Raw genomic sequence first — 25,823 nt, forward strand, 5'->3', positions numbered from 1 at the left:
CAGGCGTGGCTGTTCAGCCAAACGCCGCCGCAAGGACCAGCAACCCGGAAAGCTCGCTCAGCTGTTGCGTCGCCCCCAGCACATCCCCGGTTTGTCCGCGAATCTTGGTACGCGCGGTTGCCGCGATCACACCTGTCGCGGCAAGCATGGCCAGCAATACGCCCCAGCCTGACCAGCCCAGTATCAGCAGCGCCACCAGACCCGCAATCGCCAGCCCCAGCCCGCAGGCACGCCAAGGCGGTCGGCCGACGGAGGATGACAGACCCGAGCCGCGCGCATTCGCAAGCGCGGCCATCACCAGTGGCATCATGGCCCGGCTCAGCATTGCAACAGGCAGTAGGGCCCAGGGGGCGGCCGCCGCCAGAATGCTGGCGTACGCCATCCAGCGCAGGCCAACGCTCAGGATCAGGGCCAGAACGCCATAGGTGCCGATATGGCTGTCCTTCATGATCTCCAGCCGCCGCTCCCGCGTGAAGCCACCCCAGAACCCATCAGCTGTATCGGCCAGCCCGTCCTCATGCATCGCCCCGGTCAGCACCGTCTGCGTCAGCAGCGCAATCCCCGCCGCGACCATCGGGCTGAGCCCGAAGGCCAGCGCCATCATCGACAGAATGCAGGCAGGTAACGCAACGGCAACCCCGGCAAAGGGGAAGGCCCAGACCGCGTGCGCATGGCGCGCAAACTGTTGTTTTTGCAACTTTGGCATCGGCAAACGTGTCAACAAGATCAACACGAGTAGAAAATCTATGCCAGATATGTCGTTTTTTCGCATTTGCGGGCCTCACAGAGGGCTTGCGGTGTCAAGATGAACGGGTACATACGGATGATCCGCTTTACCTGCGACGACCCCTTCGATGCAATGAGGCTTTCAATGCTGTCACCGCTCTTTTCGCTTGATCACTTTCGTGCGCAGCTTGCGCAGGCCCCGGGGGTGGACGAACAGGCTGAGACCGCTGCCGCCGAGCGCAACAGTCAACTGACCAAACCGCCCGGTTCGCTGGGGCGGCTTGAAGATCTGGCAATCTGGTACGGCAGCTGGCGCGGAAGCGAGCGTCCGGTGATCCGCGCGCCGCAGGTGATCGTCTTTGCCGGCAACCACGGGATTGTGGAGCAGGGGGTGTCTGCCTTTCCCAGTGAAGTGACAGCGCAGATGGTCGCGAACTTCAAACACGGCGGCGCGGCGATCAATCAGCTGGCCAAGCTGGCAGGCGCCCGGCTGGATGTTCACAGCCTTGATCTTGAAAAACCGACTCAGGATTTTACCAAAGGCGCCGCCATGGACAGCGTCGAGCTGCTCAGCGCGCTTCAGACCGGGTGGAAGTCGGTGGATCCGGCTGCGGATTTGCTTGTTGTCGGCGAAATGGGCATCGGCAATACGACTCCCGCCGCAGCGCTGGCCTGCGCGCTGTTTGGCGGCGACGCTGCGGATTGGACCGGCCGGGGGACCGGTATTGATGATACCGGGCTTGCCAACAAAACTCGGGTCGTGGCCGAAGGGGTGGCCTTGCATGGCCCAGCCATCACCGACGGTGTCGAGGCGCTGCGCCGTTTGGGCGGGCGTGAGATTGCAGCCATGGCCGGGGCGATGACTGCGGCCCGCATGATGCGTATCCCGGTTATTCTTGATGGCTTTATCTGCTGTGCCGCCGCGGCCTGCCTGATGCGGACCCATCCGGCGGCGCTGGATCATGCTGTCGCGGGTCACCAGAGCGCCGAAAGCGCCCATGCCGCGCTGTTGACCCACCTGGGCAAGCCGCCGTTTCTCTCGCTTGACCTGCGCCTTGGCGAGGGATCGGGTGCGGCTTTGGCGATCCAGGTCCTGCGGGCCGCCGTTGCCTGCCACAGCGGTATGGCGACATTTGAAGAGGCGGGGGTCTCGGTCAGCTAGGCCGGGGCGCGACCGGGCAGGATCGGCGCTCAGGCTGACTTCTGGTCAGTGGACTTCTTGGCTTCGGCAAGCTCCAGCAGGGCTGTTTCCAGATCTTTTTCCAACTCGCGGGCGCGGGCGATGTAGGCTGGGTTTTCACTGGCCGGCGTGCCCGGGATCCAGAGGCTCGCCAGTTCCCGCACAGTATGGCGGTCATGCGCATAAAAGGTCTGTTCAGCCTGTGCGGCCTCATATTCGCTTAGGCCGATCTGCTCCAGAACGTAGCGCCCCGCGCGAAGCGAGCTGTCGAACATCTCGCGGACGATATCATTCGCCCCCGCCTTATAGAGCTCAAACACGTGGTTGCGGTCGAAGGCGCGCGCAACGATGTGCAGCTCCGGATGGCCGCGACGGGCATGGGCGACCAGCCTCAGCGCAGCCTCGCGATCATCCAGTGCGACAACCAGAACCTTGGCCTTGGCAATCCCCGCGGCTTTTAGCAGCTCTGGCCGGGTCGGATCGCCGAGGAAGCTCTTCACCCCGAACCGGCGCATCAGCTGTACCGAGGCCATATTGCTATCGAGCACAACCGTGTTGAACCCGCTGGCGCGCACCAGACGATTGACAATCTGACCAAAGCGGCCAATCCCGGCTATGATGACGGGACCTTCTTCGTCGATTTCGTCGGCGGCCTGTTCCTTGGGGTTGTCCTTGCTGTATTTCGACAGCACGTCATAGAGGATGAACAGAAGCGGGGTGATCAGCATCGACAATGCAATCACCAGAAGCAGCTTTTCCGACAGCTCGGGCGGCACGACATTGAGCTGCCGCGAAAATGCCAGCAGGACAAAGCCAAACTCCCCCGCCTGTGCAAGGCCCAGCGTAAACAGCCAGTGATTTCGTTTCTTCAGGCCGAAGGCCTTGCCGACAAAATAAAGCACTATGCCTTTTGCAAGGATGACGAGAAGCGCAAGGCCGATCAGATCGCCCGGCTCGGCCAGGAACAGGCGGTAGTTGATGCCAGCCCCGACCGTGATGAAGAACAGCCCCAGCAGCAGCCCCTTGAAAGGGTTGAGATCGCTTTCGAGTTCATGGCGAAATTCGCTGTTGGCCAGAACAACCCCGGCCAGAAAGGCGCCAAGCGCAGGCGAGAGACCAACCAGCGTCATCAGGAAGGAAATGCCGACGACGATCATCAGCGCCAGGGCGGTGTACATCTCCCGTAGATTCGATGCGTGGATGAAGCGGAAGACCGGGCGGGCAAGATAGACACCGGCCAGCACAATGGACGCAATCGCGCCAATGGTGACCAGTGTCACGGCCCAGCCGGGCAGCCCTTCGACCAGAGAAAGCGTTGCGTGGCCGGAGGCCGCATGGGCTTCCTCGGCGCTGCGCGCAATGGATCCATCGCCAATGATCTGAGCGCCATGCTGGGCAGCGAGCAGGGGCAGCAGTGCAAGAATCGGGATGACCGCGATATCCTGTGTCAGCAGCACCGAGAATGTCGCCCGCCCGCCGCCGGTACGCATCAGGCCTTTCTCCGAGAGGGTCTGCAAGACGATCGCAGTTGACGAGAGCGAGAGCGCCAGACCAACGGCCAGGCTGACCTGCCAGGTCTCCCCCGCCAGCATGGCCGCGCCCATAAGGGCCACGGTGCTGAGAAGGATCTGTAACCCCCCAAGGCCAAGCAGTTTGTTCCGCATTGCCCAAAGCGCGCGCGGCTCAAGCTCCAATCCGATCAGGAACAGCATCATGACGACGCCGAATTCGGCGAAATGCCGCAGGTCTTCTGCTTCGCTTCCGACGAAGCCAAAAACCGGTCCGATGATGATCCCGGCCGCCAGATAGCCAAGCACGGAACCGAGGCCCAACCGCGCCGCGATGGGCACCGCAATTACAGCGGCTGCTAGGTAAATTGTCGCCTGATAAAGAAATGCGTCCATAGGCTTTGATATCGCAAGCGTAGGGCGTGTTGGCAACGTCTAACATGCCGCCGTCCCGATAGCGGAGCGTTGCCGCCGGTCGGCCTTTCACACCACCGATCATGAGACCGGGCAGGGACACAGCCGTGGATGTCAAAATACGGAGGGATCAACGAACCCCGGAGGCGCTCCACAGCAAGGAGTGCCCCCGGTCAGGCGCGCGAAAGCGCCATGCGAAAGAATGAGCCGCATAACAGCTTGGTCAGTCTCAGCGTTCCAGCGAGCGGATTTCATTGCTCAATTTGGCGATACGTTCCAGGCGATGGGAAATACGTTCCTGAAACACGCCGAGCTGGTCGATGATATCGGCAAGTGTCTCGCCCGATTCCGGCAGGCGGGCGCTTTCAATCTTACACAGGACACGGGTTGAGCTGAGGCCAAGAAAATGTCGGTGCATGACCTGACAGGCATGCATGATGCGCGACGCCTCGCGGTCCACCTGATCCAGTCCTTTGCCCGCGCGCTCAAGCTGCGCAGCCACCAGTTCGGCCAGTACCTCACGCTCGCCCTGCATGTCGACATCGCCAAGGCTGCGCCGCTCTTTCTGAAGCTGGATGTCGCATTCCTTCAGAACGCGAACCATACATTCGACAAACAGTGAATCATCGACGGCGGTTTCAATCACCGCAAAATTGCTGTCTTTCCCCATTACATGGGCCGCGAACCAATCCGACATCTCGCGCGACATAGCACCGTAGTTCTGCGAGAGCACGGTGACCGGACCGCCTGATGGCTCAATGCGCGACGCGATGACCCGCAGGTTATGCGGGATCGTGTGCATGGCGTCGAAATCTTTGATCAGACCTTCGGTTTCCGCAACAAGCGTCTTGGCGTTGGCCAGCATCTTGCACAGATCGACGATCATCTGATCCGGCTCGTTCTCCAGCCCGATGTCTCGTGCGATCAGTTCTTCGCTCATCGCTTTTGTGGCGAATTGGCGGTAGTTTTCGTAACCGTGTTCGACGATCCAGCTCTTCAGCCGTTCGGCGCTTTCCTCTGGCGACAGCCCTTCGTCTTTTTCAGCAGCCAACAGCTTGGTATATAGCGCGCGCACGTTGTCAAAGATCTTGCTGCTGGGTTTGAGGCGGGCCGACAGGTAACCATCGCCGCAGGGCACGACAACCGCATAGACCCAGTAATACAGGCCATCCTTCGATTTGTTTTTGACGTAGGCGCCCATGGTCTGGCCGCTTTTGATCGTGTCCCAGAACAGTTGAAACACGCCCTTGGGCATGTCCGGGTGGCGAATGGTGCGATGCGGCGCGCCCAGCAGCTCTTCCCAGTCGTAATTGGACACCCTTTGAAATACATAGTTACCGGCAAGAATAACCCCGCGGCTATCAGTGCGCGAGAAAAATACTTCGTTCAGCCCAAATGGGGCTTCTCCGCGGGAGGGGCGGCTTTCAATGCGACGATCTACAAAGGACACGGTCTCTATCCAATCTCTGAGTCTGTACCGTGTTTGTATATCGCACGAGTGTTCACGGAACCTTAAGTTGGCAGGGGGCCATCGCTTTTTAATTGTGCCATGACGATCTGACTTTGGACCCGCGCAACAGTGGGATGTGGCAGTAAAATTTCATGCAAAAGTCGATTCAGGGCGGCCAGATCAGTGCAAAATACCCTAAGTAAATAGTCCGCTTCGCCCGTCATCGTCCAGGCGGAGGTGATTTCCGGGCGCGATCTGACCAACCGGGAAAATCGCTCAGATTGTTCGGGTCCGTGGCTCTCCAGATGAACCTGAACAAACCCCTGTACGCTCAACCCCAACTTGTCAGGATCAAGCCGCGCCTCGTAGCTGCGGATATAGCCATCGGCCTCCAGTCGCTGCCTGCGTCGCCCCGCCTGACTGGCAGAGAGATTCAGCAATTCTCCCAGCTGCTGCGCGGTAAGATGGGCATCCTTCTGCAAGGCTGCCAGCAGTTTCTGATCGGTTGCGTCCAACATGTGCGGAACTTTCACGTAAATCACTCGATGAATGCGCGTTCTGCGCATCTGGTCCTAGGTGTAACCTAAACTATGCGCAAAACAAGCATCGGAATTGCGGTATTCTGGATGCAGCTACACCATTCCCGATCTGGAGGAAGCCGCATGGGTCCGTTCCCGCATAATGCCCCGAAGTCCGTCATCAGCGCCGAAAACCCGGCCGGCACCGATGGTTTTGAATTTGTCGAATTCGCTCACCCCGAGCCTCAGGAGCTGCGCGATCTGTTTACGCGCATGGGCTATGAGCTGGTTGGTCATCATAAGGCAAAGCCCGGCGTGGAGCTGTGGCAGCAGGGCGATATCACCTATATCCTGAATGCCGAGGCCGGTAGTTTTGCCGAGAAATTCGTGGCCGAGCATGGTCCCTGCGCACCTTCGATGGGCTGGCGGGTGGTTGACGCGCAAAAAGCGTTCGAACATGCCCTGTCCAAAGGCGCCGAAGCCTATGAGGGCGACGACAAGACCATGGATGTGCCCGCGATCAAGGGGATCGGCGGCTCTCTGATCTACTTCATCGACCAGTACTATGACACCTCGCCCTATAACGAAGAGTTCGAGTGGCTGAAGCAGTCCAAACCACGCGGCGTCGGCTTCTACTACCTCGATCACCTGACCCACAATGTCTACAAGGGCAATATGGACAAGTGGTTCAAGTTCTACGGTGAACTGTTCAACTTCAAGGAAATCCGCTTCTTTGATATCGAGGGCAAGTTCACCGGCCTGTTGAGCCGCGCGCTGACCTCCCCCTGTGGCCGGATCCGCATTCCGATCAACGAAGATCGTGGCGAAACCGGGCAGATCGTGTCCTATCTGAAGAAATACAACGGTGAAGGTATCCAGCACATTGCTGTCGGGACCGAGGACATCTATGGGGCGACCGACGAAATCTCCGAACGCGGGATCACCTTCATGCCGGCGCCGCCCGCGAGCTATTATGAGATGAGCCATGATCGTGTCGTCGGTCATGACGAGCCTCTGGACCGGATGCAGAAACACGGCATCCTGATCGACGGCGAAGGGGTCGTTGACGGGGGCGAAACCAAGATCCTGCTACAGATCTTCTCCAAGACCGTGATCGGGCCGATCTTCTTTGAGTTCATTCAGCGCAAGGGCGACGATGGTTTTGGCGAGGGGAACTTCAAGGCTCTGTTTGAGTCGATCGAGCGCGAGCAGATCGCCAATGGAGAGCTTACAGGGGTAGAATAACTGCCCCTTACCCCACTGAACCAAAGAAGCCGGGCCTATGCAGGTCCGGCTTTGACAAGTCAGCTTCGAATGAGCGTCTTCAGTTAAGATGCGGCCCCTAGCCACTCGGAATTAGCCACTCGGAATTTTCAGCGTCAGATTTCGATTGCCTTTCTGGTATTGCAGTTGGCTGTCGCCGATAGCGACAACGCGGCCACCGTCGATCCGGTCTCCGACCTTCACCTTCTTGTACCGCCCATTGGGCATCAGGATCAGCGCCCGGCGATTTGAAGGGGTGCCATAGACACCAATCAGGTTCACGCGCCGCAGGTTGATCGCGTTGTCGATCGTGGCCTGACGGGCCACGGACGCACTGGACGGGATCCGGGGCGTCACGGTCTGCGGCGGGCTGCTGGCAACGGCTTCGGCAATGCTCGGCTCCGCGTTGCGCTGCGGGTTGCGTTGGGCACGATCGACCAGATTGGCAAAATTGGCCGGCCGCGCGCGCGGAACCACGGAGCGCGCAATGGCCTGTGCGGTTGCAGGCAGGCTGTTCTCTTCAGCGGGCTTCAGTCCGGGCGGGCGCGGGCGGGGACGTAAGGCGCCCAGCTCGGCGCGGCTCAACCCGCCGAGCTGGGCCCGTTCGTTCTGCTCAACCAGATCCCTTGGGCGTTGCTTCGGCCGGAGTTCCGACAGGATCGCCTGTCGCGCGGCTTCCTCTGCTGCCGCTGCAACTTCGGGGTCGGGGCGGGCCGGTGTCGGCGGCGGGACTTTCTCCGGGCGACCGAGGAACACCATGACCCCATCCGGGTTCAGGCTGCCTTCCGGAGTCGCTTTGACCAAGCCGCGCTCATCCAGTTCAAACTGCTGCCCGGCGGCTGTTGGCGTGCTGACCGAACCAAGTTGCAGGTCGGTCGCGTAGAGATCCGGATCCGGCAGCGCTATGGCATCTTCGGAAATGTCTGTCGGGTCAATCGAGGCCACGTAAAGCGTCTCGAGGTTCTCCGCCCCCGGTGCCTCCGGCGTTTCGGGGGCGTGCTGCCAGATACCTGTGGCCGCATATTGGGCGGCGCGGGTCAGCGGTGTATCCTGTTCGGCGTCGCCCATTTCTGGGTCCGCCTCAGGTGCCAGCTCTGCCAGATCGAGGTCTTCGGTCAGCGTCTGCTCCGCCGCTTCGGCTCCCTCCTGTTCAAGCCGCAGGGCATCCAGAACCGCCGTATCGGTACTGGAAAGCCCATCCACGTCGCTCTCTGCCGGGTCGGAGGGCACGGCGGCGGCGTCATCGGAGATGTTGTCCAGCGGTAGCAGGGAACCATCGTCCGGCTGATCGGGAATGGCGCTTACCTGTGGGGCAATGTCGCCAGCCTCAGCGGTCTCGGGCGTGTCCAGAGGGACCGCGGTGCCATCAGTCACGGCGTTGCGCGTCTGCTTTTCCGCAAGTATGGCCCAGGCGGCCACGATTGCCATGAATAGGAGCAGAGCCGTCACTAGAGCAAGCCCCAGGAAACGTGGTTTGCCGCCGATTTTTTTCTTTCTGACGCCGGCCAGCAGAGCAGCCTTGCCTGCTTCATGCAGGGATTTCTTATCCTTCGGGGTGTCCGTCAGGGAAATCTCAACCATTTCATCGCGGGGCAGGACAGGCGCTGGACCCGATGGTTTTGGCGCCGGGGGGATGATGGCCTTGGCGGCTGCGGGCGGCGAAACTATGGCCGGGGCCTTGCCCAGACCACCACCAGACCCGACAGGGCTATCTGCCAGGGCGATCGTGCCAAACGCCGCATGCGGGACCACGCGACCAGCATCAGGGGATTTGCCATTCGCAGTCAGCCCTGGTGTTGTAGCAGCGACCTTGTCCGACGGTTTATCTGACGGTTGCGCCGCGTCCGTGGAAGTTCCAGCCGGGATCGACGCCACATCCGCAGCGGCGGTCGTGGCGCGCAGCGTTGGTTCGCTCCGGACTGCGCCCTCCTTGCGCCTGCGCGTGGAAAACCCGGTCGCGGCAGCGGGTTCGGCGGGGTCGCTTGGGGTGTCGGCTGTCGCTGATGGTGCGGTCTCCACCGCAGAGGCTTCGACAGTGTTGCTCGCTTCAGGCGCGGTTGCAGCCGTGTTCACAACCGCTTCGTCCGCCGTTGCGTCCTTGGCGGCAGCAGCGGCATCGGTCGGCAGGGCATCCGGCTGCTCGTCGGGTCTGGCCTCGGTGCCGTCAGACGTGCTTTCCACAGGCTCAGGCTCAGGCTCAGGCTCAGGCGGCGCGGCGGGGCCTATGTTGACGACCGCAATTCCATCAGGCTCAGCTGGTTCTTCCCCTGATTGCAGCAACGTCTGCGAGGCGCCAAAGTAGGGCTCTCCCAGAAAATCCATATCGCCCGGTACCGCCACGAAACCAACCGGCAGAAACCCGTGCATCAGAGCAAAATCTTCGGCTTCCTGCAGTGTCTCCCGGGCCACTGCGGCCACATGCGTCTGCGATCCATCCTCGCTGAGGTCAAAGGCCAGTTCATCGACCCGATACGGGGTCGCCCCGTCCAGTCCCCGTTCGGCGGCGGCACGACGATCCGCAGTGTCAGTGACGCCGGTCTGAAGGGTCAGATAACGGATCTGATCATTGGGAATGATGAGCTTGCAGGCGATCGGCCCCTGGGCGTACCGTTCGCCCAGTCGGCGCAGGTCTGCCAATGCCTCACCCAGATCCTCCACATCCAGCGCAACCGTGCCAATCTGACGCCAGCCACCAGCGGCTCGCTGCAACAGGCAAACGCCGGTGGAGGACAGAGAGAGTGCAAACCCCGGTTTCATGATGCAAACACGCCTTCAGCTCTAATGTGCCCATACCCCAGTGTGGCAAGGCGATCTTGGCGCAGACCATACGGCAGAGCGGGCGCAAGGGAAAGGAAAAGACACCATTTCCCCCTTGCAGGCGGTCAATTGCCATCCCCATGTAACACCTCAGAAAGGGAGCAGTTCTATGAAAGCGACACATATTTTGGCCTCGGCCCTGGCCGTCGTGCTGGCAACAGGTCTGGCAAGTGCCGATGAAACCCGCATCGACCGGCAGATTGCCGTCACCGGGGACGCACGTATCGCGGTCACGCCCACGCTGGCAACAATCACGCTTGGCGTGACCGAAGAAGCTGATGAGGCCGCGCTGGCCATGTCGGCCGTCTCGACCAAGATGGTGGAGGTCGTCGATGAGTTGAGAGCGGCCGGCATCGCGGCTGAGGATATGCAGACCCAGCAGATCTCGCTCAACCCGGTCTGGTCGCAGGATCGCAGCTATGACGACGGGCGCCGCAAGATTACCGGGTTCTCGGCGTCAAATACCCTGGCCCTCAGGATCCGCGATCTGGATCGCCTGGGCGAGGTGCTCGATCAGGTGCTGAGGGTCGGCGCCAATGATTTCCGCGGGCTTAGCTTTGGTGTGGCCGATCCGGCCAAGGTGCAGGACCAGATCCGGGGGGCAGCGGTAAAGGATGCCCTGCGCAAGGCGACCCAGCTCGCCGAAGCCGCTGGGGTCGAACTGGGGCCGGTACGGTCGATCCATGACCGCGAGACCGGCGGTGGCCAGCCGATGATGGCGATGGAGATGGCTCGTAGCGCCCCTATGCCGATCGAGGCGGGCGAACTGAGCTTTAGTCACAGCGTGTCGGTTGTCTACGATATCAAATCCACCGACGCCGACTAACCACATAACAAAAAGGCCGGGTTACCCCGGCCTTTTTCATGTTTTGGCAGTGCCGTTTCCCTAGCTGGTGGCGGCGGTCAGCGCCTGATCCAGATCGGCGATCAGGTCTTCAGCATTTTCGATCCCGATCGAGACACGCACGACATTGGCCCCGGCGCCGGCGGCTTCCTGCTGTTCCGGCGTCAGCTGACGGTGGGTGGTGGAGGCCGAGTGGATGATCAGCGACCGGGTATCGCCAAGGTTCGCGACATGGCTGAAAATTTCGAGAGAGTTCACCAGTTTGACACAGGCGTCATAGCCGCCCTTGACCGCAAAGGTGAACAGCCCGCCGGTGCCCTTGGGATAGTGCTCCTTGGCACGGGCGTGATATGGCGACGAGGGCAGCCCCGCATAGGTCACATAATCAACCCGCGGATCCTGTTCGAGCCAGGACGCAACGGTTTTGGCGTTCTCGCAGTGGCGTTCCATCCGCAGGCTAAGGGTTTCGACCCCCATCAAGGTGTAATGCGCGGCCTGTGGGTTCATCGTCATGCCGAGGTCACGCAGACCGATGGCAATCCCGTGGAAGGTAAAGGCCAGCCCGCCAAAGGTCTCGTGGAACTTCAGCCCGTGATAGGCCGGTTCGGGCTGCGACAGCGACGGGAATTTGTCATCTGCCGACCAGTCGAATTTGCCGGAATCGACAATCACGCCGCCGGTGACGGTACCATTGCCGGTCAGGTATTTCGTGGTGGAATGCACCACCAGCGTCGCACCATGGGCAATTGGATTGCAGAGGTATGGCGTGGCAGATGTGTTGTCGATGATCAGCGGCACGCCCGCCGCATCTGCAACATCCGCAATCGAGCGGATATCGGTCACATAGCCGCCGGGGTTGGCGACCGATTCCCCAAATACGGCCCGTGTATCGTCATCAATTGCGGCCGCAACCGCATCCGGATCGTCAAAATCGACAAATTTCGCTGACCAGCCAAAGCGTTTGATGGTCTGGCTGAACTGGGTGACGGTGCCTCCATAAAGGCGCGTCGATGCAACGACGTTACGGCCCGGGCCCATCAGCGGGAACAGCGCCATGATCTGTGCGGCGTGGCCGGAAGAGCAGCAGACCGCGCCGACGCCGCCTTCCAGGGTCGCAATGCGCTCCTGAAGTACGGCGACCGTGGGGTTGGTCAGGCGCGAATAGATAAAGCCAACTTCCTGCAGATTGAACAGGGCGGCGGCGTGATCTGCATCGCGGAACACATAGGCCGTGGTCTGGTAGATCGGTGTCTGCCGCGCACCGGTGGCCGGATCGGGCTTGGCGCCCGCGTGAATCTGCAATGTGTCGAACCCGTAGCTTGGCGCTTCAGACATGGATGTGCTCCCCTTGGATGGTCGAATACGTCTCGCGCGTAAGAACACTCCGCCACGGCGCGTAAGGCAAGGCGCAATTTGGACGCGCCTCTTGATCGGTGACGCCGGGGCCGATTGAAACAGCGCTGCCTGGCCCTTGGTCCTGATCCGGGGCTGCCAGCGGCGGCGCCGGTTATCGCATCCAGAAGCCTGCGGATTTGATCCGATTGCGCAGGGCCTGCTCCTTGCGAGGCAGGTTGTCGCGGTCAAACATCGCGCGCAGCTTGGCACCGCGCCCCTGGTAGATCATCCGTTTCATCGGCTCATATTGCTTCAGAACTTTCTTGATTTTGTTCGGGCTTGCCACGGTCTCCAGCGCGTCGACAACGGCGTCGCTCTCGCGCGCATATAGCAGCGGGAAGCTGCGGTAGTGGCAGCTGGTCACCCCGTCGAGATATCCCTCCGGCAGCGTGTCGCGGCCACCGCCCAGGCTGTGGATGACAAGGGGCAGGGCGATCTGGTCCAGCCAGGGGTCCAGTGACTGCCCGATCAGCGCCATGGGCAGGTCGTCGCGGATTGATGTCGCATAGTCGAGAAACCGGCGCCCAAAGACCTGCGGACAGGCACCATAGAAATAGCCGGCATTGAAGTAGAGATAGCGGCGCCAGAAATTTTCGGGCTGGCTGAGATCGAGGCTGCTGTCAAAATCCAGATCGAAACGGTCATAGAGCGCCCGCCAGATTCCTGTCATATCGGGCCCATAGAGCGTGGGCTTCGGCCAGGTGCCTTCGCGCCGCAGCGATGCCGAGGGCCGACCAAAATCAAACGGCAGCTGATCAATCGGACCGGTGATCAGCGTATCACTGTCAAAGAAGACAAAAGGCTGCCCCTCAGGAAGCGCCAGAAGCGCCTCGATCTTGTTCCCATAGGGGTAGGCCTGACCAAAGACGTCGGACTGAAATGGCAGGAGGTGCGCCCCAAGCATATCCAGCGCCTGCAAGACCGGCTGGCTGCGGATGCTCGGGTCCTTGTGCCACTTGGGTCCAGGCTGCGGAACCGCCACATAGAGCCGCCCGGCAAAATCGGGAGCATAGTGTCGCAGAGAGGCGGCAAACAGCACCGCCTCATATTGCAACCGTCCGGCCTGTCCGATGATCATGATGTTGAAATGGGGATCGGTCATGTTGTGGCGTCCGGTTTTCTGGCGATGCGGTGTTCATATACTTTCGACACGTATGCGACATCCCCTGCAATGCGGTTGCGGCCATGATCATATATTTCCACCACCGCTGCCAGTAGGTCTCTGGAGAGATTGGCATTTGCTGCCTGACCGCCTGCCTGTCGAACCAGCAGGCGCAGGTTTCGCCTGAGCGCTACTATTTCGTCAATGCGCCTGCAAGGCAGGGCTTCAGCGGCCTCCTGTCTGACCACGACGAACACTGCGCCGATCGCTACGAGAGGGCACGGGCTCTGCTGCGAAATTGACGCCGCGAAATTCTCGGGTGGGTGACGAATTTTTCGTCTTGCACCCTCCATCCAGAGACGCTATTTCGCTGCCCAAGGCCCCTATAGCTCAGCTGGTAGAGCAACTGATTTGTAATCAGTAGGTCCGCGGTTCGAGTCCGTGTGGGGGCACCACTCAAACACCAGCTAAACACCGAGTTTCAAAGCGATTACCTCAATGAAATGAGGTGCTTGCGCAATCCGTGGTTGGGTTTGAGTGCGGTTAGAACATAACATGAACCTTGTAACGCAAAGGCCATTACAAGGAATTCAAAAATGCCCCATATCAAATTCACAGACACCAGTGTCGGTGCGATTCCGACGCCGGACAAGACCGTCTGGTACACAGACCCTGAGCAGAAAGGCTTGCGCCTTTGTGTGACAAAGACCGGCGTTAAGACTTGGTACGTTAACAAGTGGGATCCGACAGCGAACAAAGTGCGCTCGGTCAAGCTCGCCCAATGGGCGTCGAAGGTGACGCACTGCAAATGGGCGAAGGATCAGCGCGGCCTTGTCGCGCATGGCATCGTGTCGGGCGACGTCTTGAACAAGGCCGAGACACGGGCGAAGGAGGCGGACGAGAAGGCCAACGCGCTGCCGACGTTTCGCGAGGCTCTTGAACAGTTCATCGAACACCGCACTACCAGCAGGCAATCGGGCAAGGCGCGGATGCTGGCGACAACGGCCAAGGACTACCGCGCGACGTTTAACAAGCATCTGGCGCAATGGGCGGACGTGCATGTGGACAAGTTGCCGATTCTTGAGATCAATCAATACCTGAATGCCGTGCAGATCACGCGCCCGAATGCCGCCCATGTCGCGGCTACGGTCGCCGGGGCGACGGTACGTTTCATCAATAAGCTCTGCGCCCTTGCTCTGCCGATCCCGTCGCTGCTGGAAGGCACCAAGATGCGGTCGCGCGTCGAGACGGGCAAACTCGATATGCAAGTCCCTTGGGAGGACCGCTGGGATGAGATCGAAGAAATCCCGAATGAGCATATCCGCCTGTGTTGGAAGATCACTTGGTATACGGGCTTCCGAGGCCGTGGGCTGCGCGCTTTGACGTGGGACCAAGTTGATCTCGAAGACGGTGTTGTGACCTTCGACAGGCTCAAGCGTCAGGAGGTTGAGCGCACCATCGTTCTCGCGGACGATGTGGTCAGGTTGTTTAAACGCCTTCACGAAATTCGCTTTGATGACTGTGAATGGGTGTTCCCGTCGCGTGTCGTGCGCCGGGAAACGCGCGGCCACCTGGACGTGCTGGACAAACTGCCTCTGACGAAGCCGGGTGACATGCGCCACTTTTGGATGACGGTTGCGCGGGAGGTAGCCCCGCGTCACGTTCACAGGTGGCTGGCACAGCAGACCATGACCGACAATGACCTGCGGATGCTCGGCCACTATGGCGAACCGACGTATGAAGAACAGAAGGCGGCGGCAAATGCGATTGCGGCGGCGATCAGCAAGCGGATTCAGGCAGCACCTTCTTCCGTTGTTGAATTGCGCCGAAACACCGCCTAAATTGAAGCCACCAATACCTCCATGCCTATAGGTGGTGACCCGGATAGGTGTGAGGCCGACGCGTGAGAGTAGTGGCATTGCCACTCAGGAAGCGGGAGACGCGGTTCGGTCATGTGGGTTCCCATCACAGGACCTATAATCATGACCATTGACCAAATCGCGTCACAAATTGACTCTCTCCGGGCGGACTTGATCCGTTCAAATCCACCTCTGGTAATGACCAGCGCCGAAGCCGCCGAGTTTCTTGGCGTGTCAGATGAAACAATGCTTCGCTGGCGCAAAGACGGTTTTGGACCGTCATATTCGCAGCCCAATTGCCGAATTGTGCGATACCTTCGCGACGACGTGGTCGCATGGCTCGAGGAGAATCGGTGATGGCTCAGAAAATAGACAGTGTCGTTTTTCAAGAAGCCGACGCCATCAAGCAATTCCTCCTTGGGCAGAACAAGCGTGTCGAGGCATGGTTCGCCGAAAACTGGGAACGTCTCGACGACATGACGGGGCCGATCCACAAAAGCACCGTGTCAAAAGCATTGAGCGGTACGCCTGTCGTTGAACCCGTAGTGAACGCATTGGACGTCATGTTCGACGAAATCCGGGCTGACCCTTGGGCATGGTGTGAACCGCCTGAGTCGATTGACGACCTGGCACCCTACGCACCGATGAACTGGTGGTTCAAAACCCTTGAACTCAGCAAGGTTATGTCGTGGTCCCGATTTGAGGCGATGCGCACGCGACCGTTCTCGGAAAACCAACGCGAAGACGTGCAGCAGCGCCTCAGCGAATGGCGTGAACGGCTTCGCCGGGTGTGCGATCAGTTCAATCGCGATCAGGCCCTCGTGCGTGCGTTAGAGTCAGATGAAGAACCCGAGTATCAGTGGTGGGTGCGCGATGGTGACGGAATTCGTCTTGGGCGAGGCGATGGCGCATTCCGTCGCCGTGTCGGCAATCCGGGGCTACACGGTCGGTCGGACGACGAGATCGGCATGGCTTGGGTGCTCGCAGATGCGACGTTGACACTGCCCGACGTTGCGCGCGCCGAGTTGACCTATTCGCGTCCGCAGGGCGTCCCAGTTGCCGATCACTATTCAGAGCCGGTCGAGCCTTGGAACGGTCAGGAGTTCTCGGGGATCGAGATTGCAGAAGTCGGTGGGCAACAGGTGAAGCATCGCGTTTGCTTCTATTGGTATGGGGATCGCTATCACGTCGAAGACGTCGAACCCTTTGCAGAAATCTGGGACGACGGGTGGCGCGCGCCGTCGCAGGATGAACGCGATCTACTGGAAACCGGAATGCAGGTCACGAGTATGACCAAGGCGCAATTCGAAGCGCAGCGGAATGAATGGATCGACAGAGCTTGGAAGGCTCGGAACGCAAACATGACGTCCATGGAGCGCGTCATGAAACCTGACGGCATTCCAAGGTCTGAGATTGAAGCCGATTTCCAGAGCCGATTGGATGGTATCGACGACGAAAAGGCATGCGACGAGCAACGGGAAATTGCTCGCCGCAGGAATGCCTTTAGGCGGGGATTGCGGCGGCGAACAATTCACCCATGATCTGACGCCGTTTGTCGCGATTAACACGATCCCGCAGCCATTGGGAACAGGTTGCGGGGTCGTTGAGCGCGCCTGCGCGTGCCATGCGGTTCAGAAGGCGGGGGTGGACTGTGGGCGGGAAGTCAAAAGGCATTCGGGTCATCCTTTTCCGTTGGGGTTGATGCTTGGCATCATACAGGCAGCGTGCAGCGGTATCCGACCACGGAACAAGGTGGGAATAACTCGGTTATAGGTCCAAGTATGATGCGCGTACTGCACAGGCGGTTTGCATTTGTGCGCGCGTGCGCGTGCGCGCGTAAAACGACAACGGCAGTCAACATTGTCGACCGCTGTTGTTGCAACTCACGTTGACGAGCAAATCTCGTGCAGGGCGTGCAGCACGTGCATCAGTTGTAATGATTACAATAGGTTAGTGGTGAATTGGCGTGCATCAGGGCGTGCAGGATCGTGGCGCAAGAATGCAGTAACGCGTTGAGAATACAGAGTTTTCGCGTGCATCATGTCCAAGGCTGTATGATCTACTCGGTGTTTTGCTTTGCAATCCTGATCATCACATACGCGTAAAGCGGTGATCTTCTTGGTCAATATCGTCCCTGACTCCCGTGAGAAAGACGTCCCCTTGAGGCGTATCTCAAGCCCAACTGATAGGCTATCAGTGGGTCCAGTGCGCCAACTCATTGAACTGTAAGCATCTTTCTGCATTCGCGACTTGTAACGCACCGCATGTTACAAGGTTTTCGTCGATTTGGCCTCGACCACCCCCTTTCTCTGCCGTCGATCCCCGGACCCGGGCGCGTTTAGAAGATCACAAATCCACGATTTTCCCGCCGCGCCCGCACGGCACATATCGCCCATGCCCTGCCACCGCATCAAAGCCGCAGCGAAACCGTCCAAGCAACGCGTTCCTGCACATGCGCCCCACCATCATGCCCGCCACCCCACAACCGCCCGTCTCTGACGCGCTCTGCGAGCCTGCGTAAACCGCCCATTCGCGCCACCTGCTTTTCGCGGTTCGCTACCTGAAACTCCGGGAACGCCCACTGATCGTTCCTGATATGTTCTCTCTATGCTCGCAAGTCGGAAGGTCGCCCGCACCGGCCCGCCGACATCCAAACAGAGAAAGATATTCGAATGCCCCTGCACGTCACAATCCAGCCGACGCCTCACGGTTCCCGCCTCTTGGGCGAAGACATTCACACGGCCTTCCACATGGACGTGCCGCTGCCTCCTGATGACCTCCACCAACTGATCATCGCTGCCGCAAAATCCGACGACCTGCATCCGCGCGCCGAACTCATGGGCGTGATCGCTGATCGAACGCCCGAAGGCGTCCGCATCCGCGTTGTCGCCAATGCGGCCCATTTCGACATTCCTTGGCCCCTGATCGTGCGAGGCATCAAGTGACCAAGATCAAGCATCGCACCTACCAAGAGCAGCGCCAAGCCTATGACAAAATCCGCGATGTGATCGCGGGCGAAGACCGGCTGAAAAACGCTGGCGCACGATATTTGCCCGAACCCGAGGGCATGACGACGGCCCAATACACCCGCTATGTGCAGGGGTCGTCCTTCTATGCGGTCGCCGAGCGCACTCTGCGCGGTATGGTCGGTGCGGTGACGCGCAATGCCCCAGTCCTTGAATTGCCCGAACGGATTGCAGGGATGCGTGACGCGGCAACCTTCGAGGGGCATTCGCTCGACGTGCTTCTGGAAAGCGCCCTGCGCGAAGTCCTGTCCCTTGGCCGGTATGCGATACTGCTCGACTACCCGACCGACGGCGCAGCACCCGGCTCTGCTCCGTTCATTTCCACCTTCGACGCAGAGTCGATCTTGGACTGGAAAGAAGAGCTTGTCGGAGGGCGTCAAAAGCTGACCTACCTGCGGCTGCACGAGACCAACCATGATCTCGAAGACACAGGGGTCGAGCAGCACCTCGTCCTGACCCTCGACCCGGCCTATACTGTCAAACGCTACCACGTAAAATCGCAGCGCAACGGCCCTGACATTCAGACCGTTGAAGAAGTACAAATCGGCGAAGACATCACGCCGACAATCGACGGCTCGCCATTGTTCGACATTCCGGCGGTGATCGTGTCGCCCTACAACCTGAAAGCCGACGTTGAAAAGCCGCCCTTCCTTGACCTTGTGAACGTCAACCTCGCGCACTGGCGCGTGTCCGCTGACTACTACTGGTCGCTCTACCTGACGTCTCAGCCGACGCCTTGGGTCGCCGGGTCGCTCAATGAGAAGAACATGCCGCGGCAAATCGGCAGCGGCGCGTTTTGGGTTCTGCCGCAAGGCGCACAAGCGGGAATGCTCGAGTTCACGGGTGCAGGCATCGCCGCGCAAAAGACCGCTCTCGACGATCTCACGGCTCAAATGGCAACCCTCGGCGCACGGATGGTCTATGACGGCAAAGGCCGCAACGAGACCACCGACACGGCCCGTCTGCGCCACCGTTCCGAACTGTCCCTGCTTCACAGCAGCGTCAACATGGTCGAAGCGGGCCTGACGAAGCTCCTGCGCCTTGCCGCTGAGTGGACGCGTCCCGGCACCGCAGACGATGTAGTCTTCAAACTGCACCGTGACTTCGTGACCGCCCAGATGGACCCGGCCATTCTCACGGCCCTGCTCAAGGCATACACCGCTGGCGCGATCTCCCACGATACCTTCCTGATGAATCTCAAGAAGGGCGAACTGATGGACGTGAACCGCGCACTCGACGATGAACGCGACCTGATCGAGGAGGACGATAACGTGCTGCCCATGCCTGGGGTTGCGTGATGCTCACCGACCCCGATTTTGGCCAGCACAATTCGCGAACGCCGCCCGAAGAACTCCTGATCTTTGCTGTTCTGTCTCGCGCGATCTTGGACCTGTTTGGCCCCACCACTCTGGCGTCCAATCAAGCTGAGGGAAAAAAGTCGCGGTACGAAGCCATGCGGTTTCTGACTGACCATTCGGGTGCGTGGGCGAAGCGGCGAACCGAGCTTTGCGACGCCATCGGTTTCAACGGTGATGACGTTCGGGCGCGCGTGGTCCGCGTTCTCGAAGGCGACACAAAGGCTCTCGACCACTACGAGGGGCGCGGTTCTTTGAACCATGTCGAAGCGGCCCGCGAACTGTGGGAGCGTGAAAAGGACGCGCGGGCGCGACCCCCTGCCAAACGACGCAAGGAACCGAAACGGAAAGCCGTTCGATACATGGAGGCACGCCCCAAGGTCATGGCGCTTCTGGATCGACCGCGCACCGTGAAGGAACTGTCTGACGAAACCGGGTTCTCCGACGGCGTGATCCGCACTGTCCTGAACAAGGCGATTGAGAAAGGCACCGTCGAGAAGAATGGCCCTGAATACCGAGGACTACCTGATACTTCGGTTGCGGCAGCAGCGGCGTAGCACCGATATTCGATCTACAGAACGCGAGTTAGGCTCAACTTTCTGGTCTTGTGATGGAAACGGGGCGGGTTGGGCATGACCCGCCCCAATCACGAGGAACCAGAAATGGCAGAAAACGACCAGCAAGCAGAAGCCCTGATTGCCGCACTCGCACCGAAAATCGCAGAGGCGATCCTTCCCCAAATCACGGAATCCGTTGAAACCCAGATCAAGGGCGTTGTCACCAAGAACGACGAGCTTCTGGACAAGCTCGCGAAACAAAAAGCGGACGATAACCACAGCAAACTGCTCGCCGCCGCTGAAAGTCAATACCAAGCCCGCCTTGACGGCAACGGCGTGTATCAGGGGCGCAAGCCCGGCGACTCGATCAAGATCAAGAAGTCCGATGCGCGGAACGTGAAGGCGTACCGCGACGCCAAGGCTCTGGCCGAAAAACAGGGCGTGCCGCTCGAGATCGTGGCCAATGAATAAGGTCACTCTGGTGCCGGGAAAGGGGCCGGTGGAGGCCCCGCGCAAGAAGCCCGGACCGCCGAAAGGCACGCCGCGAAAGAAAACCCAGCCGCACAAAATGGCGGTGCTCCCGGATGCAAAACGGGAGCATTACACGCGGGAGATCGTTCTTGGGCGCATGTCGATGTTTCAGGCGGGCAAAGAGCTTGGAATTTCTGATACGTCGGTTGCGCGGTATATCACCCAACTTCCCGAAGAGGAAAAACTGGCGATCCTCGCAACCGCAATGCATGACGCCAAAGTCAAAACGGCGATGCAGCACGCGGCCATCGTCAACGAGTTTGGCGAGGACACCGACAAAGACCTCAAATGGGTTCTGCGTGAGCTAAAAGCCCTTCTGGAATCCGCGAAGGGCGACGAAGACCGCATGATGCAGTTGGGCGCGCTGAAAGAGCTTCGTCAGAGCCTCATGTCGCTGGCCGACCTGCACGGCAAGCTGAACAAGAAGATGGATATTCACCTGAACCTGAACGAAAGCCCTCAATTCATCCAGTTGCGTTCGATCATCCTGAAAGTGCTCAACAACCACCCAGCCGCGAAGCACGAATTTCTGAACGAGATGGACGCTATGGGGGTCATTCAGGAACCTGTCCTTGTCGATGATCGGAGACCCGCCTAATGCCTTCCCAAGTCGCAAAAGCCGCCGTTGGGATCGTGAACCAACTCGAAAAGGTCGATCTCGAAAGCCCCAGCGATATGCGCGAACAGTTCGAGTCTGCGCCGCCCATCGTCGTCAAAATCCTGTCCGAATTGGCCGCGCGCCGGATGCTGAAACCAGCGACACGGTGGCCGGGGCAAAACCGATGATCCACGACCAGCACCTTCTGTCCTTCCTGCAAGGCTTGACCGTCAGCCTCGATCCAGTCGAGCGGTTCCGCCTCGCTATCGGTGAGCCGGATCCTTGGCAGCGAACGCTTCTGTCCACCGATCCGCGTTTAAACGAGGCGGATCGCATGGTCCTCGCTTTGTGCGGGCGGCAGTCAGGCAAATCGACCTCTGCGGGCGGTCTTGGGTATGACGATTTCTCAGTCGGCAAGACAGTGATCCTGACGGCCCCCAGCTTGCGGCAATCGACAGAATTGTTCCGCCGGATTCTGGAATTCAAGAACACCGATCCGTTCTGCCCGCCCATCGTGCGCCAGACGCAAACGGAACTTGAGGCACACCCATCGCACGGCGGTCGCATCATCGTTGTGCCTGCAACCGATCAGGCACGCGGGATGACGGCGGACACGATCATTGCTGACGAGGCGTGCTTCCTCGACGACGATGCTCTGACGGCCTTCTTTCCCATGCGCAAAGAGACCGGGCGCATTTTCCTTCTGTCCACTCCGAACCTGCGCACCGGCTATTTCTACGAGACATGGACAGGCGACAAACAGGTGCGCCGCATCATGGCGCGCTCCATCGACATTCCCCGACGCGCGGCCCAAGTCGCTTTCGACAGAGCAACCATGTCCGACACCACGTTCCGGCGCGAACACCTGTGCGAGTTTGTCGGTTCTGGAACGCCCCTCCTGTCTTGGGACACGCTCGAAAACTCAAGCAACCCGAACGTCAACGCATTGGAGCTGTCATGACCCCCGACAACCCGCCTAAGTATGAATTCCTGAAAGACGGGCGTGTTGTCCTGCCATCGAACGCAGACCCTGCGGCCCATGGCACGGTCGTTCACGGTTGGCTGAAACATCACGTTGGCATGGATTTGGGGCGCAACGATCCGTCGGCAATCGTGGTAATCCGCGACGAGTGCTATCCGCAATTCACAGGTCGAGGGTTCGAGCAAAAACTTGGCCCGCGCAAATGCACCGTCGTCTTTCAAGAGACGATCCAGCTTTACTCCTACACCGACCTTGCCGATTTCCTCGCGCGGCGTCTGAACCAAATTCCGCATTGGTCCCTTGCCATCGATGCGTCGGGCTTGGGCACGCCTTTCTCCTCGACCTTGGACAATGCAGGGATCGAGCATCATGCCGTTGTCATGACCGCAGGCGCGAACCTGACCCGCAAAGGCAATCAGGTTTCTTGCGCCAAAACGCTTCTCTTGGAGAACATGGCCGTCGGCCTTGAAACAGGGGCACTGACCGTCGCCCACGACCTTGAAGGCAAGCAAGACTTGCTGAATGAGATCGCCAGCTTTGAACTCGCCAGCACGTCGTCGGGCAATCTCGTGTTGCAGGGTGGTGGAAAAGGCCACCACGCCGACCGGGCCATCGCAACAGCCCTCGCATACCTGTCTGCAACTCATCTCGAAACGACCCTCAGCGGCTCTTATCGGTTGCACGGCTGGGCCTAAATCCTTGCTGTCGCTTAGGTTGTGTGCGACGCTGTTCGCATGGAACCAGACAGCAAACGCTTTAACAAATGGGGCCTGACAGGCGACCCTGAGGAAGACAGGCGACGCAAAATCGCAATGCTCAATCGCGTCAACAAACTGCGCGAGGCGTTCGAGGCCAGTCACCATGTCCAGATTGATCTACTCGGGGACTTGGGCGGCGGCGTTAAGCCTGACAAAACGAAATCCAAGCGAACGTCGCAGTGGAAGAAAGATCGAGAAACGATCATGAAAGCCCTTGCGCTCGACCTTCACGAATACATCCCAGAGGAACTGGCGCAGTACTACGGCTACACCTCTAGGCCTGAACCGGACAATCACCCCACGCCGCCCGAAGACATCTCGAAGCCGCCGTTCTGACGCGTCTCTCGTCAAGCTCTTGCAAGCCGCGCCCGTCATTGCCTGTTGAACTGAATGAGCGCGCAAGGAAAGCGCAGGCGCTCGTGGACATCCCTTTGTTTCGGGCATCGAGATACCCTCCAGCCTGCAAACCGCTTTAGACGCGCGCTGCTGGGCATGATGTTTGCGAAACGTTTTGTTGTTGACCCTAAAGGTTGGACACAAGATGCTTTGGAATAGCACCGCAAAGCGGCGAGCAGTTAGTTGAGGATTTGAAGTGAACGAAAATGTAGATCAAATTAGCGCTTTTCCAACTAAGAGTTTCTTTGTGGACATGTTGGTTCGGGACATTCCATTGGAGCAAGCTGTGCTTGACTTGGTGGATAACTGCATTGACGGGGCAAAGCGCCTAAGAGGCGAGGATAGCAACGATCTGAGTGGCCTAAGGGTGGAGATTCAGTTTTCCAAAGAGAAATTCTCAATAAAAGACAACTGTGGTGGTTTTGACAGGCAAACGGCGCAAATGTATGCGTTTCGCTTTGGTCGGCCAAAGGGTTTCAATTCAACGAAGCACTCTATTGGTCAATTCGGTGTTGGAATGAAACGAGCGCTCTTCAAGTTTGGCCATGAGTTCTTGGTTCAATCTCGAACACCGGAAGAAAGTTGGGCAGTCAGAGTCGATGTGCCAGAGTGGGAAGCGGAAGAGAACGATTGGGTTTTCCCGTGGTCCGAATATGAGGGCGGACATGAGATTTCTGATTCTCCAGGCACCTATATAGAAGTTACCAAACTTAGAAAGGGCACGGCGACCAGCTTTGGGACAAAGGTTTTTGAAAACAAAATTATCTCGTCGATTAAATCTAAGCACCGGCAGTTCATTTCGTTTGGAATGGAAATTTTCGTAAATGGTAACAGGGTGGACGCCGCCGACCTTAGGTTCTTTTCCACGGCAACCCTCAAGCCAGTTGTAGAGAACTTTGTATTTGATGAAGACGGTCTAGAGCCAGTGCGCATCCGCATTGTTGTTGGTATTTCCGATTCAATCCCGAAGAGCGCAGGTTGGTATGTAGTGTGCAACGGTCGCGTAATCTTGGACGCTGATAGAAGAGAAGAAACAGGGTGGGGCGTGATTGAAGACAACGCTGATCGCCCTTCGCTTCCCAGTTTCCACAACCAATATTCCCGATTTCGTGGCATAGTGTACTTCGACAGTGATGACTCCTCTAGGGTTCCGTGGAACACAATGAAAACGGACATCGATGAGGACAGCCTCGTTTGGCAGCGCGCCTACGAGAGGATGATAGTCTTGGCTAGGCATGTCCTCGACTTCATCAACAAGCTTGATTCCGAAATTGAGGACTATGGACGAGACAAGAGCCCTCTTATGCGCCTCATCCGAAACGCGCCAAAGTCTTCGGTTGACGTGCTGAAAACGGATCAAGCATTCAAAGCGCCTGATAAATCATCTGTTGAGCAAGCTCCGCCTACGATCAAAATCCAATACTCCCGGCCGATTGAGGAAATTGAATTTTTAAAAAGTGCCTTGGGTGTCGACTCAGCTCGTGCCGTTGGTGAGCGGACATTCGAGATTGTCCTTGAGCGGAACAGGGGCTGAGATGTCTAGCTTTAGGAAAGTAAACTACTCGCTGCGACCAGCGAAACATGCGCAGCGTAGAATGGTGTCGGAACTGCTTGGTTGCTTGTATCCGTTTAAGGCGGTGCGAGACTACCAGTACATTGGATTTGGCTCATTGTGGTTTGAGGATTTTCGCCTCTTTCATAAACTTCTTGGCTTCAAGAAGATGGTGTCGATTGAAAGATCGGAAGCAAAAGACCGGTTTCTGCACAACAAACCTTTCAAGGCGATCAATCTACTCTTTGGTGACAGCGGAGCCAAGCTGCCGGAGATCGACTGGGCTAAAGAATCGATAGTTTGGTTGGATTTTGATTCTCCTCTTTCGCTGGAGACGTTGCGCGATGTTCAGTTGATCTCAGCAAGTTGCAAGTCGGGATCGTGCTTGGCGATCACTCTCAAGGTGGACGAAGCGGCGGAAATTCTTGAAGCAGCCAAGGCACAAGAGGAAATCGAGCATGCAATTGCTCAATTTACGTCCCGTTTCAAGGACTACTACGGTGGAAAGGTGTTCTCGGATGACTTGAGAGGCAATCCGTTCCGGCAGGTCTGTGAAGAAATCGTCGATGCTGCTGTTGAACAGAAAATTGCCCTTAGAAACACAGAAAAAGAAGGGGATGACGTTTTCGAGTTTAGAAGGATCTGCAGGTTTAGTTACTCGGATGCAACGCCGATGCTAACCGTGCTGTACGTTTTCTATACTCGAGGTGACCAAGGCAAGTTCGACGAGTGCAGCTTTGATACAGTCGACTTCTTGCCAAACATGGATCATGAAGTGAAAATTCAGATGCCAGTCATGACTTTGAAGGAAATTCGTGAAATCGAAGAGCAGCTCCCGACTGATAATATTGATGCACTTGATGCGGGTTATGTTCCTACTTCGGATGTGAAGAAATTCGTCTCCATCTATCGATACTTACCGAATTTTTCAGTATTGGAAACTTGAGCGCACACCGCTGCCTCGTGGTTGGGAAGCTGAATTGGGAGTGAAA

General features: G+C 58.5%; 24 protein-coding genes and 1 tRNA gene. 18 read left to right on the forward strand and 7 right to left on the reverse strand.

The features are described from left to right. Positions 1-13 precede the first annotated feature (13 nt). Entirely contained in the window at positions 14-772 is a 759-nt protein-coding gene (locus tag WLQ66_RS02575) for an adenosylcobinamide-GDP ribazoletransferase (RefSeq protein ID WP_340544784.1), read from the reverse strand. A gap of 99 nt (positions 773-871) precedes the next feature. Here WLQ66_RS02575 and cobT point away from each other — a divergent pair, with 99 nt between their 5' ends. Next, a complete protein-coding gene (cobT, locus tag WLQ66_RS02580; protein WP_340544785.1) occupies positions 872-1,888 on the forward strand; it encodes a nicotinate-nucleotide--dimethylbenzimidazole phosphoribosyltransferase in 1,017 nt (338 codons plus the stop codon). A gap of 29 nt (positions 1,889-1,917) precedes the next feature. Here cobT and WLQ66_RS02585 read toward each other — a convergent pair whose 3' ends face one another. The 3 genes from WLQ66_RS02585 to WLQ66_RS02595 form a co-directional block, all read right to left on the reverse strand. After that, positions 1,918-3,810 (reverse strand): monovalent cation:proton antiporter-2 (CPA2) family protein, encoded by a 1,893-nt coding sequence (locus WLQ66_RS02585; RefSeq protein ID WP_340544786.1) that lies wholly within the window; start codon positions 3,808-3,810, stop codon positions 1,918-1,920. Positions 3,811-4,057: 247 nt separating this feature from the next. Next, a complete protein-coding gene (locus WLQ66_RS02590) occupies positions 4,058-5,278 on the reverse strand; it encodes a PAS domain-containing protein (protein WP_340544787.1) in 1,221 nt (406 codons plus the stop codon). Between the two features lie 62 nt (positions 5,279-5,340). Continuing rightward, complete coding sequence (locus WLQ66_RS02595) at positions 5,341-5,796, reverse strand: Lrp/AsnC family transcriptional regulator (RefSeq protein WP_340544788.1); 456 nt, start codon at positions 5,794-5,796, stop codon at positions 5,341-5,343. A gap of 144 nt (positions 5,797-5,940) precedes the next feature. On the opposite strand from WLQ66_RS02595, the gene hppD reads away from it, so the two are divergent. Further along, complete coding sequence (gene hppD / locus WLQ66_RS02600) at positions 5,941-7,041, forward strand: 4-hydroxyphenylpyruvate dioxygenase (protein WP_340544789.1); 1,101 nt, start codon at positions 5,941-5,943, stop codon at positions 7,039-7,041. A gap of 111 nt (positions 7,042-7,152) precedes the next feature. Here the strand turns inward: hppD and WLQ66_RS02605 are convergent, their stop codons facing one another. Beyond that, positions 7,153-9,816 carry a hypothetical protein gene (locus tag WLQ66_RS02605; protein ID WP_340544791.1) on the reverse strand — a complete coding sequence of 888 codons (2,664 nt, stop codon included), beginning with the start codon at positions 9,814-9,816 and terminating at the stop codon, positions 7,153-7,155. A gap of 169 nt (positions 9,817-9,985) precedes the next feature. Here WLQ66_RS02605 and WLQ66_RS02610 point away from each other — a divergent pair, with 169 nt between their 5' ends. Continuing rightward, positions 9,986-10,702, forward strand: a complete 717-nt coding sequence (locus WLQ66_RS02610; RefSeq protein ID WP_340544792.1) for an SIMPL domain-containing protein — start codon at positions 9,986-9,988, stop codon at positions 10,700-10,702. A gap of 60 nt (positions 10,703-10,762) precedes the next feature. On the opposite strand, the gene WLQ66_RS02615 is transcribed toward WLQ66_RS02610, so the two are convergent. Beyond that, positions 10,763-12,055 (reverse strand): O-acetylhomoserine aminocarboxypropyltransferase/cysteine synthase family protein, encoded by a 1,293-nt coding sequence (locus tag WLQ66_RS02615; RefSeq protein ID WP_340544793.1) that lies wholly within the window; start codon positions 12,053-12,055, stop codon positions 10,763-10,765. A 172-nt stretch (positions 12,056-12,227) separates the two neighbouring features. After that, positions 12,228-13,217 carry a GT-B fold glycosyltransferase domain-containing protein gene (locus WLQ66_RS02620; RefSeq protein ID WP_340544794.1) on the reverse strand — a complete coding sequence of 330 codons (990 nt, stop codon included), beginning with the start codon at positions 13,215-13,217 and terminating at the stop codon, positions 12,228-12,230. Positions 13,218-13,596: 379 nt separating this feature from the next. On the opposite strand from WLQ66_RS02620, the gene WLQ66_RS02625 reads away from it, so the two are divergent. From WLQ66_RS02625 to WLQ66_RS02695, 15 genes are all read left to right on the forward strand, one after another. Continuing rightward, positions 13,597-13,672 (forward strand) — tRNA-Thr (locus WLQ66_RS02625). Positions 13,673-13,813: 141 nt separating this feature from the next. Beyond that, positions 13,814-15,058 carry a tyrosine-type recombinase/integrase gene (locus WLQ66_RS02630; RefSeq protein ID WP_340544795.1) on the forward strand — a complete coding sequence of 415 codons (1,245 nt, stop codon included), beginning with the start codon at positions 13,814-13,816 and terminating at the stop codon, positions 15,056-15,058. A gap of 141 nt (positions 15,059-15,199) precedes the next feature. Then, positions 15,200-15,433, forward strand: coding sequence for a helix-turn-helix domain-containing protein (locus WLQ66_RS02635; RefSeq protein ID WP_202807075.1), 234 nt, complete (start codon positions 15,200-15,202; stop codon positions 15,431-15,433). Beyond that, entirely contained in the window at positions 15,433-16,617 is a 1,185-nt protein-coding gene (locus tag WLQ66_RS02640) for a hypothetical protein (protein WP_340544797.1), read from the forward strand. Before WLQ66_RS02635 ends, WLQ66_RS02640 begins: the two co-directional genes overlap by 1 nt. 1,131 nt (positions 16,618-17,748) lie before the next feature. Continuing rightward, on the forward strand, positions 17,749-18,021 hold the full coding sequence (locus WLQ66_RS02645) for a hypothetical protein (RefSeq protein ID WP_101655390.1): 273 nt from the start codon (positions 17,749-17,751) through the stop codon (positions 18,019-18,021). Next, positions 18,018-19,400, forward strand: coding sequence for a DUF4055 domain-containing protein (locus WLQ66_RS02650; protein ID WP_340544798.1), 1,383 nt, complete (start codon positions 18,018-18,020; stop codon positions 19,398-19,400). The genes WLQ66_RS02645 and WLQ66_RS02650 overlap by 4 nt, the downstream gene beginning before the upstream one ends. Then, positions 19,400-20,014, forward strand: coding sequence for a hypothetical protein (locus WLQ66_RS02655; RefSeq protein ID WP_340544799.1), 615 nt, complete (start codon positions 19,400-19,402; stop codon positions 20,012-20,014). Before WLQ66_RS02650 ends, WLQ66_RS02655 begins: the two co-directional genes overlap by 1 nt. A gap of 75 nt (positions 20,015-20,089) precedes the next feature. Continuing rightward, positions 20,090-20,485: a hypothetical protein gene (locus WLQ66_RS02660; protein ID WP_340544800.1), complete on the forward strand. Its 396-nt coding sequence runs from the start codon at positions 20,090-20,092 to the stop codon at positions 20,483-20,485. Between the two features lie 28 nt (positions 20,486-20,513). After that, the gene (locus WLQ66_RS02665) at positions 20,514-21,143 is read left to right on the forward strand and encodes a hypothetical protein (RefSeq protein ID WP_340544802.1); all 630 of its coding nucleotides are present in this window, start codon (positions 20,514-20,516) and stop codon (positions 21,141-21,143) included. Then, positions 21,143-21,331 carry a hypothetical protein gene (locus tag WLQ66_RS02670; RefSeq protein ID WP_340544803.1) on the forward strand — a complete coding sequence of 63 codons (189 nt, stop codon included), beginning with the start codon at positions 21,143-21,145 and terminating at the stop codon, positions 21,329-21,331. Before WLQ66_RS02665 ends, WLQ66_RS02670 begins: the two co-directional genes overlap by 1 nt. Beyond that, positions 21,328-22,104 carry a terminase large subunit domain-containing protein gene (locus WLQ66_RS02675; RefSeq protein WP_340544804.1) on the forward strand — a complete coding sequence of 259 codons (777 nt, stop codon included), beginning with the start codon at positions 21,328-21,330 and terminating at the stop codon, positions 22,102-22,104. Before WLQ66_RS02670 ends, WLQ66_RS02675 begins: the two co-directional genes overlap by 4 nt. Further along, on the forward strand, positions 22,101-22,820 hold the full coding sequence (locus WLQ66_RS02680; protein WP_340544806.1) for a hypothetical protein: 720 nt from the start codon (positions 22,101-22,103) through the stop codon (positions 22,818-22,820). Before WLQ66_RS02675 ends, WLQ66_RS02680 begins: the two co-directional genes overlap by 4 nt. 39 nt (positions 22,821-22,859) lie before the next feature. Further along, positions 22,860-23,219: a hypothetical protein gene (locus WLQ66_RS02685; protein WP_340544807.1), complete on the forward strand. Its 360-nt coding sequence runs from the start codon at positions 22,860-22,862 to the stop codon at positions 23,217-23,219. Between the two features lie 256 nt (positions 23,220-23,475). Next, positions 23,476-24,813 carry an ATP-binding protein gene (locus tag WLQ66_RS02690; protein WP_340544808.1) on the forward strand — a complete coding sequence of 446 codons (1,338 nt, stop codon included), beginning with the start codon at positions 23,476-23,478 and terminating at the stop codon, positions 24,811-24,813. 1 nt (position 24,814) lies between these two features. Then, positions 24,815-25,777 (forward strand): O-methyltransferase, encoded by a 963-nt coding sequence (locus WLQ66_RS02695; protein ID WP_340546289.1) that lies wholly within the window; start codon positions 24,815-24,817, stop codon positions 25,775-25,777. The last annotated feature ends 46 nt before the right edge of the window (positions 25,778-25,823 follow it).

This window comes from Phaeobacter sp. A36a-5a (assembly GCF_037911135.1).
In the GTDB taxonomy this organism is placed as follows: Bacteria; Pseudomonadota; Alphaproteobacteria; order Rhodobacterales; family Rhodobacteraceae; genus Phaeobacter; species Phaeobacter bryozoorum.